The sequence below is a fragment of the Pseudomonas sp. Sample_11 genome (genome assembly GCF_004307505.1).
GTDB lineage: Bacteria > Pseudomonadota > Gammaproteobacteria > Pseudomonadales > Pseudomonadaceae > Aquipseudomonas > Aquipseudomonas atacamensis.
Window position 1 is genome coordinate 33,379 of the sequence record NZ_RCOD01000081.1, and the last position, 9,712, is coordinate 43,090.

The 9,712-nt window shown below is 61.1% G+C and carries 7 protein-coding genes; all 7 read right to left on the minus strand.

The window, feature by feature from the left end:
- Positions 1-80: 80 nt before the first annotated feature.
- Complete coding sequence (locus D8U60_RS22410) at positions 81-1,097, minus strand: class I SAM-dependent methyltransferase (RefSeq protein WP_110603185.1); 1,017 nt, start codon at positions 1,095-1,097, stop codon at positions 81-83.
- A 135-nt stretch (positions 1,098-1,232) separates the two neighbouring features.
- Entirely contained in the window at positions 1,233-3,170 is a 1,938-nt protein-coding gene (acs, locus tag D8U60_RS22415; protein ID WP_130900969.1) for an acetate--CoA ligase, read from the minus strand.
- A 200-nt stretch (positions 3,171-3,370) separates the two neighbouring features.
- Complete coding sequence (pgi, locus tag D8U60_RS22420) at positions 3,371-5,035, minus strand: glucose-6-phosphate isomerase (protein WP_130900970.1); 1,665 nt, start codon at positions 5,033-5,035, stop codon at positions 3,371-3,373.
- 360 nt (positions 5,036-5,395) lie between these two features.
- Positions 5,396-6,256, minus strand: coding sequence for a pantoate--beta-alanine ligase (gene panC, locus D8U60_RS22425; RefSeq protein ID WP_130900971.1), 861 nt, complete (start codon positions 6,254-6,256; stop codon positions 5,396-5,398).
- On the minus strand, positions 6,253-7,053 hold the full coding sequence (gene panB, locus D8U60_RS22430; RefSeq protein ID WP_016773162.1) for a 3-methyl-2-oxobutanoate hydroxymethyltransferase: 801 nt from the start codon (positions 7,051-7,053) through the stop codon (positions 6,253-6,255). The genes panC and panB overlap by 4 nt, the downstream gene beginning before the upstream one ends.
- Positions 7,054-7,488: 435 nt before the next feature.
- The gene (gene folK / locus D8U60_RS22435; RefSeq protein WP_122881699.1) at positions 7,489-7,974 is read right to left on the minus strand and encodes a 2-amino-4-hydroxy-6-hydroxymethyldihydropteridine diphosphokinase; all 486 of its coding nucleotides are present in this window, start codon (positions 7,972-7,974) and stop codon (positions 7,489-7,491) included.
- A 3-nt stretch (positions 7,975-7,977) separates the two neighbouring features.
- Positions 7,978-9,378, minus strand: coding sequence for a polynucleotide adenylyltransferase PcnB (locus tag D8U60_RS22440; protein WP_016773164.1), 1,401 nt, complete (start codon positions 9,376-9,378; stop codon positions 7,978-7,980).
- Between the last annotated feature and the right edge of the window lie 334 nt (positions 9,379-9,712).

Genomic DNA, 9,712 nt, shown 5'->3' on the forward strand with positions numbered 1-9,712 from the left:
GAAAAACAAGTCGACTGACACTGCGCCTTCGCGAGCAGGCTCGCTCGCACAGGGGAATGTAATCGCTCATGCCGGAGGGATCACAGCTGCAAGATCAGCGTCTTCAACGGTGGCTGCTGGTCCCGCGAGGGGAAGTCGGCACCCGGGGTCATCACGCTCCATTCGCGCACCGGGCGGCCGGCCTTTTCAGCGCAGCGCAGCACTTGTTCGCGCCAGTCGTCCATGCTGACTTTCGCCAGGTTGTTGCAGCAGATCAGCACGCCGTTGTCAGCCGTGGTCAGCAGGGCCGGTTTGAGCAGGCTCTGATAATCGCGCAGCAAATCGACGGTGCCGAACGCACTTTTGGCCCACGCCGGCGGATCGAGCAGGACCAGATCGTATTGGCGCTGTTCGAGGCGCTGATAGCTCGGCAACTTCTGCCCGCGCCGCACGCTGATCGGCAGGCCAGCAAGCTGACGGATCGCCGGGAAGTAATCGGACTGAATGAATTGCATCGGCGGCAGTTGCGGGTTGAGCAAACCATTCTCGCGACCGACCGCCAGATTGCCCTCGGCAAAATCGAGGTTGCACACCTCACGTGCACCGCCGGCCGCCGCACTGAGGCCAACGCCGCAGGTGTAGGCAAACAGGTTGAGCACGCTTTTGCCTTGCGCATGATCCTTGACCCAGCCACGGGTGTTGCGCAGGTCGAGGAACAGCAGCGGATCCTGCCCGGCATGACGCCCACGCACGCGGTAGTTCAGGCCCCATTCATGCCCGACCAGATCCGCCAGTGCGGCGTCATCGGCTTTATAGACGCTGTCCTCGCGATCGATCCGCGAGTTGCCACGGGAGCGGTCGTTGTAGACCAGCAGGCTGTCGAAGCCCAGGGTCTGGTTGACCATGGCGTGCAGTTGCAGCAGATCATCACGTTCGAGCGTCTGATGAAAACTCTGCACCAGCAGTTGCGGGCCGTAGCGGTCGATGGTCAGGCCGCCGGCACCTTCCTGGCTACCGTGGAACAGCCGATAGCAATCGGTGCCCTGGCTGTGCAGCGCAGCGAGCAGGTCCTGGCGTTGATCGAGGGCGGCGCGCAGCGCCTGATTCAAGGAAGACATGCGGGCGCCTTGCTGAAAAAACGCGAAGCTTAGCAGTCGGGGCGCTACAAGCGGCAAGTTTCTAGCTGCAAGCTAAAAGCGAAAAGCTGCGCAGACCGCTTTAGCTTGCAGCTTGTAGCTAGAAACTTGTAGCTCTCAAGTATTGAGCCGCTTGTCGACGAGGTCCTGCACCACACTCGGATCAGCCAGGGTCGAAGTATCGCCGAGGCTGTCGAGCTCATTGCAGGCAATCTTGCGCAAAATCCGCCGCATGATCTTGCCCGAACGGGTCTTCGGCAATGCCGGCGCCCACTGGATCAGGTCCGGTTTGGCGAAGCTGCCGATCTCCTTGCTGACATGCGCCAGCAGGTCTTTCTTCAGCTCTTCGTTGGCCTCGGTGCCGTTCATTGGCGTGACGAACGCGTAGATGCCCTGGCCTTTGACGTCGTGGGGATAACCGACCACGGCGGCCTCGGCGATGCTGTCGTGCAGCACCAGGGCGCTTTCCACTTCGGCGGTGCCGATGCGGTGGCCGGAGACGTTGATCACGTCGTCGATGCGTCCGGTGATCCAGTAATCGCCGTCCTCGTCGCGGCGGGCGCCGTCGCCGGTGAAGTAGTAGCCGGGATAGGGTTTGAAGTAGGTGTCGATCATCCGCTGCGGATCGCCGTAGACGCTGCGAATCTGCGCCGGCCAGCTCGATTTGATCGCCAGCACGCCACTGCCGGCGCCTTTGATTTCCTTGCCGGCTTCGTCAAGCAACACCGGTTGCACGCCAAACATCGGTTGCGTCGCGCAGCCGGGTTTGATCCGTTGCGCGCTGACCAGCGGGCTGAGCATGATGCCGCCGGTTTCGGTCTGCCACCAGGTGTCGACGATCGGGCAGCGCTGTTCACCGACAGCATTAAAATACCATTCCCACGCTTCCGGGTTGATCGGCTCACCGACGCTGCCGAGCAATCTGAGGCTGGCGCGCGACGTTTCCTTCAATGGTCCGGTACCTTCGCGCATCAGCGCGCGCAGGGCGGTCGGTGCGGTGTAGAAAATGTTGACCTTGTGCTTGTCGATGACCTGCCAGAAGCGCGAACTGCTCGGGTAGCTCGGCACGCCTTCGAACATCAGTGTGGTCGCACCGTTGGCCAGCGGCCCGTAGACGATGTAACTGTGGCCGGTGACCCAGCCGACGTCGGCGGTGCACCAGAACACTTCGCCGTCGCGGTAATCCAGCACGTACTTGAAGGTCATTGCTGCTTGCAGCAGATAGCCGCCGGTGGTGTGCAGCACGCCTTTGGGTTTGCCGGTGCTGCCGGAGGTGTAGAGGATGAACAGCGGGTCTTCAGCGTCCATCGGTTCCGGCGGGCAGTCGTCTCTGACCTCGCGCACCGCGTGGTGATACCACAGGTCGCGGCCCTCGACCCAATCGACCTGGCCCTGAGTGCGCTCGACCACCACCACGGTGCTGACGTTCGGGCAACTTTGCAGGGCTTTGTCGACGTTGTTTTTCAGCGGCACGAAGCGGCCGCCGCGCACGCCTTCATCGGCCGTGATCACGGTACGGCAGTCGGCGTCGAGGATTCGATCACGCAAGGAATCCGGGGAAAATCCGCCAAACACTACCGAATGGATCGCACCGATTCGCGCGCAGGCGAGCATGGCGTAGGCGGCTTCGGGGATCATCGGCATGTAGATGCACACCCGATCGCCTTTCTTCACGCCACGGCTTTTCAGTACGTTGGCCAGACGGCAGACGTGGTGATGGAGTTTGTTGTAAGTGATCTGCGCCGATTCGGCAGGATCGTCGCCTTCCCAGAGCAGGGCGGTCTGCTCGCCACGGAGCTTGAGGTGACGGTCGATGCAGTTGTAGCTGACGTTGAGCTTGCCGCCGGCAAACCAGGCCGCTTCACCGGTCTTCAGGTCATAGCGCTGAACGGTCTGCCACGGCGTGCTCCAATCGAGGAAACGCGTGGCCTGCTCGGCCCAGAAGGCGCTGGGGTGTTCAATCGATTCGCGGTACAGGCGCCGATACTCGTCCTGGCTCAACTGAGCGGCCTGGCGCACGGCATCGGCTTTGGGGAACGTGCTGATATCGAACATGACGGTTCCTTATTCTTGTGGTGCGACACGAATAAAGATGCGCCGAGCGCTGCACAGGTTCAAGTCATGCGCCAAAACAACTGTGGGAGCGAGCTTGCTCGCGAAGGCGGCGGATCAGTCAACACAGTGTTGAATGACGCACCGATTTCGCGAGCAGGCTCGCTCCCACAGGGGAACAGCGTTGTGCCCGAAGGCTTTTATCAGCCGCGATGACGCCCACGGAAGTAGTTGATCAGGCCTTGAGTCGAGGCATCGTCAGCCACGGTCTCGTCGCTGCCGACCAGGCGATTGTAGACGCCTTTGCCCAATTCCTTGCCCAGTTCCACACCCCACTGGTCGAAGGCGTTGATGCCCCAGACCACGCTTTGCACGAACACTTTGTGCTCATACATCGCAACCAGCGCGCCGAGGCGACGCGGGCTGATGCGTTCGACCACCAGGGTGTTGCTCGGACGATTGCCCGGGATCACCTTGTGCGGCGCAAGTTTGCGCACGTCGTCTTCGCCGATGCCTTTGTCGCGCAGTTCGGCTTCAGCTTCCGGCAGGGTCTTGCCGAGCATCAGCGCCTGGCTCTGCGACAGGCAGTTGGCGTACAGCCACTGGTGGTGGTCGGAAACCGGGTTGAAGCTGACGATCGGCACGATGAAGTCGGCCGGGATCAGTTGGGTGCCCTGGTGCAGCAACTGGTGATAAGCGTGCTGACCGTTGCAGCCGACGCCGCCCCAGATCACCGGGCCGGTATCGGTCGACACCGAGGTGCCGTCCTGACGCACGCTCTTGCCATTGGACTCCATGTCCAGCTGTTGCAAGTGCTTGGTGATGTTGCGCAGGTAGTGGTCGTACGGCAGGATCGCGTGGCTCTGCGCACCCCAGAAGTTGCCGTACCACACGCCCAGCAGAGCCAGCAGCACCGGCATGTTCTGTTCGAACGGCGCGGTCTGGAAATGCTGGTCCATGGTGTAGGCACCGGACAGCAGTTCCTTGAAGTTGGACATGCCGATGGCCAGCGCAATCGGCAAACCGATCGCCGACCACAGCGAGTAGCGCCCGCCGACCCAGTCCCACATCGGGAAGATGTTTTCTTCGCGAATCCCGAAAGCCACAGCGGCGGCGTTGTTGCTTGACACAGCGATGAAGTGGCGATACAGCTCGGCTTCCGAGCCGCCCTGCGCCAGGTACCAGGCGCGGGCGGCCTGCGCGTTCTTCAGGGTTTCGAGGGTGTTGAACGATTTCGACGAAACGATGAACAACGTGGTCTCGGCGCGCAGTTTCTGCGTCAGCTCGTGGAATTCGCTGCCGTCGATGTTTGCCAGATAGTGGCAACGTACGCCTTTCTGCGCGTAGGACAGCAGTGCTTCGGAGACCAGCTCAGGACCGAGGAACGAACCACCGATGCCGATGTTGACCACGTCAGTGATTGGCTTCTCGGTGTAACCGCGCCACAAGCCATCGTGGATGCGGCCGACCAGATCGGTGATCTGGTTCAGCACCTTGTGCACTTCCGGCATCACGTTGACGCCGTTGACCGACAATTTGTCGCCGACCGGGCGGCGCAGGGCGGTGTGCAGTGCCGGGCGGCCTTCGGAGGCGTTGACGATTTCGCCGTCGAACAGCGCTTTGATCGCGCCCTTCAGATCGACTTCGTTGGCCAGGCCCACGAGCAGGTTGCGGGTCTCGGCGTTGATCAAATTCTTCGAATAATCGAGAAACAGACCGCAGCTGCTGAGGGTGAACTGATTGAAACGCTGCGGATCGGCGTTGAAGGCTTCGCGCATGCTGAAATCCTGCATGGCTTGGCGGTGATCTTTCAACGCTTGCCAGGCGGGCAGAGCGGTAACGTCGTGAGGAGTGCGGTAGTACGCCATCGCTGCGGTTTTCCTTTTTACTTGAACGGCCTTTTGAACACGGTACAGATCAACCACGGGTTTTTAGCGCATGGGATCAACTGCGTCGACACGAGATCTGGACACAGGGCGAATACAGTAAACCTCGCGCTGCGTTCTGTCTTGACTTTGTCTGACCAGATCCCTGTACTTTTTTAACATCCGCAGAGGAATCTGGCCGACAAACGGAGGTGCCCGGAACACTTTCGCCCAACCGTCATGCGCCGAAAACACCTGTGGGAGCGAGCCTGCTCGCGAAGGCGTGGTGTCAGGCAACTTACAAGTCGCTGATACACCGCCTTGGCGAGCAGGCTCGCTCCCACAGGGAAAATTCGTTGCTGCTTAAATCGGGCTATCGAGATTCAGGTGCAGATTGTCGATCAGCCGCGTGGTGCCGAGGAACGCCGCTGCCAGAATCACCAGATCGCGATCCTCCGCCGTCGCCGGACGCAAGGTCAGGCCATGACGGATTTCAAGATAGTCCGGACGCAGCCCCGCCGCTTCCAGCACCTGCAACTGTGCAGTGATCAACGCCGGGTAATCACGCTCACCTTGCTTGATCGCTTCGGCGATAGTGCTCAGCACGCGGTAGACCACCGGCGCCACGGCGCGCTGATCTTCATTGAGGAAGCCGTTGCGCGATGACAACGCCAGGCCGTCCGCAGCACGTACGGTCGGCTCGCCGATGATCTGGATCGGCATGTTCAGGTCATGCACCAGTGCGCGGATCACCGCCAGTTGCTGGTAATCCTTCTGGCCGAAGATCGCCAGGTCCGGCTGGACCATGTTGAACAGCTTGCTGACCACCGTCGCCACACCTTCGAAGTGCCCCGGACGGCTGGCGCCACACAGGCCTTCGGACAATTGCGGCACGCTGACCCGGGTTTGCCCGGCCATGCCGTCCGGGTACATCTCTTCAACCGTCGGCGCAAACAGCAGGTCGCAACCGGCTTCGAGGAGCTTTTCCTGATCGGCGGCGAGGGTGCGCGGGTATTTGTCGAGGTCTTCGCCGGCGCCGAATTGCAGCGGGTTGACGAAAATACTCGCAACCACGAAATCGACTCGCTGGGTAGCTTTGGTGATCAGTGCGACGTGGCCGCTGTGCAGGTTGCCCATGGTCGGCACGAAGCCGATGCGCTTGCCTTCACTGCGCGCGCGGGCGACGGCGGCACGCAGTTCGCGTACGGTTTTGACGGTGTTCATGCAGAGAATCCGTGTTCGATGCCGGGAAACGTGGTGGCTTTGACTTCGCTGACGTAAGCCTTCAGCGCGGACTGGATGCTGTCCTGACCTTGCATGAAGTTCTTGACGAACTTGGGTACGCGGCCGGTGATCGACAGGCCGAGCATGTCGTGCAATACCAGTACCTGGCCGTCGGTGGCGTTGCCGGCACCGATACCGATCACCGGAATGCCCACGGCCTGGCTGATTTCTGCCGCCAGTTCGCTCGGCACGCACTCAAGCAACAGCATGGCCGCACCGGCCTGCTCCAGCGCGATCGCATCGGCACGCATCTGCCGCGCCTGGTTCTCATTGCGGCCCTGCACTTTATAGCCACCGAGAATGTTCACCGCTTGCGGCGTCAGGCCCATGTGCGCACACACCGGCACACCGCGCTCGGCGAGCAGACGGATCGACTCCGCCAGCCACAGCTGACCTTCGACCTTGACCATGTGCGCGCCGGCCTGCATCAGCATGGCGCTGTTGGTCATAGTCTGTTCGAGGGTGGCGTTGGCCATGAACGGCAGGTCGGCGAGGATCAGGGCATCGCCATTGCCACGCTTGACGCTGGCGACGTGATAGGCCATTTCCGCCGTGGTCACCGGCAGGGTGCTGTCATGACCCTGCAGAACCATGCCGAGGGAGTCGCCGACCAGCAGCACTTCGACACCGGCCTCGTTGCAGGCGTGGGCGAAGGTCGCGTCATAGCAGGTCAGCATGGTGATTTTTTCACCTTTCTGCTTGAGGCTCTGGAGCGTGGTCAGGGTGATGGCTGGCATGTAAAAAATCCTCGTTCAGGCGCTCTGGAAACTGCTGCGAGTCACGCGCGTGATTCTTCATCTACTCAGGCGCACGGTCTTGTGTCGTGCTTTGAAAGGCCTGGATTGCGCCCGTTCATGCCGGGTTGGCGGCAGCGGGACGCCTATAGTCGTGATGAGCCAACAGGAAGTCAATTGCGTGTGTTACCGCATTGTTACGCGGGCGGTGTTACCGGCGTTACTGATGCGATTCAGCGGCGCGGCGGGCCTGATTCGGGGGATTTTTGTCTGACAAAAACTGGAAATTGGCAGGTGACCTGTGGCGAGGGGATTTATCCCCGTTGGACTGCGAAGCAGGCTTAAATCTGACCAAGCTGTACACAACATGGGGCCGCTCCGCGACCCAACGGGGATAAATCCCCTCGCCACACAGCCACATTTCACAGAAGATTTTTGTCAGGGCTGGGAGAGGCGTTCAAGGCCGACGAACGCGCAGGCAGCCAGCAGGTCTGTCAGCGTGCGGCCATCGGCGAGACGCAGATCCTGCGGTGCCAGTTCAGCGAGGGGATAAAGAACGAACGCCCGCTCCTGAATCTGGTAATGCGGGACCTTCAGCCGTGGCTCATCGATCAGGCGATCGCCGAACAGCAGAATATCCAGATCCAGCGTGCGAGGCCCCCAGCGCTCAAGACGCTCGCGGCCCTGAGCGTTTTCGATCGCTTGCAAAGCGTCGAGCAGCTCGATCGGTGCGAGCGAACTGTCGAGGGCGGCGACGGCATTGGTGTAACGCGGCTGGCCCGGCAGCAGCGAATCGCTTTGATAAAAGGCTGAAACGCCGGCAAGACGTGTCTGCGGCAATTGGCCCAGCGCCGCGATGGCGCTGCGCAACTGGTCGGCCGGGTCAGCGAGGTTGCTGCCCAGGCCGATGTAGATGCGTTCCATCGCTTACTCGCCCGTCGCGCTCGAAGCACCGGCGCGCTTGCGCTTGGAACCGCCGCTGCGGCGACGTTTGCGTGGCGCACCGCTGGCATCGTCACCCTTGCCGCTGAGGTCGCGGATCATGTCGCGACGCTCGCTGTCGTTGGCGTCCTGATAATCGGTCCACCATTCGCCGAGGCCATCGGTCTCCTCGCCGGCGCTTTCACGCAGCAGGAGGAAATCGTAACCGGCACGGAAGCGCGGGTTGTCCAGCAACAGATCGGCGCGTTTGCCGCTGCGCCGTGGCAGGCGTTCCTGCATGTCCCAGATTTCGCGGATCGGCATGGTGAAGCGCTTCGGAATCGCGATGCGCTGGCACTGCTCGGCAATCAGTTCGTGAGCGGCTTCCTGCATCGCCGGAATCGGCGGCATGCCACGTTCCTGCAGACGCAACACGCGCGCCGGCAGCGCCGGCCAGAGCAGGGCGGCAAAGAGGAACGCCGGAGTTACCGGTTTGTTCTGCTTGATGCGCAGGTCGGTGTTGGTCAGTGCTTCGCTGATCAGCGTGTGCGTATATTCGGGGTTGTATTCCAGCGCCTCGGCACTGGCCGGGAACAGTGGCGCGAACAGTTGCAGGTCGACCAGCATTTCGAAGGTGATCGCGCCGTGGCCGGAGAGGAACAGCTTGAGCACTTCTTCGAACAGCCGCGCCGACGGTATCTCGCGCAGCATCGGCGCCAGTTCGCGGATCGGCTGCACGGTGTGCTTCTCGATGCCGAAATTGAGCTTGGCGGCGAAACGCACGGCCCGCAGCATGCGCACCGGGTCTTCCTGGTAACGCTGCTTGGGGTCGCCGATCAGGCGGATCAGGTGATTGCGGATGTCGTGCACGCCATTGGCGTAATCGAGAATGCGCTCGCTGACCGGGTCGTAATACAGGGCGTTGATGGTGAAGTCGCGACGTTGCGCGTCCTCTTCCAGGGTGCCGTAGACGTTGTCGCGCAGAATGCGCCCGCTCTCGTTGCGCGAAGACTGGTTGCTGTCTTCGTCGTCTTCGTTGACCGGGTGATTGGCGCGGAAGGTCGCGACTTCAATGATTTCGCGACCGAAATGGATGTGCACCAGCTTGAACCGGCGGCCGATGATCCGCGCATTGCGGAATTCGGCACGCACCTGCTCGGGGGTGGCACTGGTGGCGACGTCGAAGTCCTTGGGCGTGATGCCCAGCAGCATGTCACGCACGCAACCACCGACCAGATAAGCCTGGTAACCGGCACCTTGCAGGCGTTCGACGATATTCACCGCATAGCGGCTGAACTGCGTTTTCTGCAGCGAATGTTGGCCGCTGTTGAGCACTTCAGGGGTGCTGCGGATGTGTTGCGTACGACGCACGGGAGTTCGGAATGACTGGAACAGCTTCTTCAGCATGGGATGCACTGTTTGAAGGAATGTTCGGCCATACCAAAAGAATGACCGCATGATGGGCGCAGATTCTAGCATTTAGTCGGGGGATGGTGTAGGACGCGGCAGATATGAGCTGCAAGCCCCAAGCTACAAGGGTCGAGCGAGGAAAACGGGGGGATTTCACGGAAGGGAGAAACTACAAGGGGAGCCGAAGCTCCCCAAGAAGTAGTTGCGTGCTCTTTTTATTATTGATTCGGGCTTCTTGTTTTTGTTGAGTGCCCTCGTCACGAAGTGTTTCCTTCGTGACCCTCCCAATCGGGAGCCAAGAGCAAACGGATTGCTTTGGTCGCTGAATTGC